Origin of the sequence: Enterobacter cloacae complex sp. P18RS, from assembly GCF_014982105.1 — a bacterium.
Lineage (GTDB): Bacteria > Pseudomonadota > Gammaproteobacteria > Enterobacterales > Enterobacteriaceae > Enterobacter > Enterobacter hormaechei_C.
This window is the reverse complement of record NZ_JADCKV010000058.1, coordinates 1-540: the sequence shown is the minus strand read 5'-3', so window position 1 is coordinate 540 and position 540 is coordinate 1. Positions and strand designations below refer to the sequence as shown.

Genomic DNA, 540 nt, shown 5'->3' with positions numbered 1-540 from the left:
TTATTGGATCGATAAGTCTAAGCTTTTAAAACAATATAATGCATTGAAAGAAAACCCTGACGCAGATTTTTGTTTCCATAGTGCTTATATGGAAAAACATAACAGAAGAACAAAATCATTCAGTTTTGGTGATAAGGTAAAGAAATTTTATACAAAAGACGTTCTGCAAGTTGTAGGGCAATTTGCTCCGACTGCATCATATATGTTTAAAAGAAACATTAATAGTAAACTCCCAGCATGGTTTCCAGAATGCTGTGTTGGAGACCTTTTTCTCGAATTATATGCCATGAAAAATGGTGGGATATATTTACCTGAACCAATGTCAGTTTATAGAGTCAATACTGTTGGCTCATGGTCTGAAGCGATTCAAAATGATATTCATAAATTTACCGAAAGACATTTAAACATTGCACGACATTTAGAATTTGCAAAAACTGATTTTGAAGATTGTACAAATGAGTTTAATAAAAAAATAGCTAATGTTTTCCTTAATATGTGTACAAGGTTTATTTTTGAAAAGGATTATAGATCTTTCCGCAT

At 31.3% G+C, this 540-nt stretch carries 1 protein-coding gene; it reads left to right on the top strand.

Translation table 11 applies throughout. The annotated features are described in order from the left end of the window. A partial coding sequence (locus tag INF61_RS22670) for a hypothetical protein (protein ID WP_227413540.1) occupies positions 1–540 on the top strand: 540 nt, incomplete at both ends.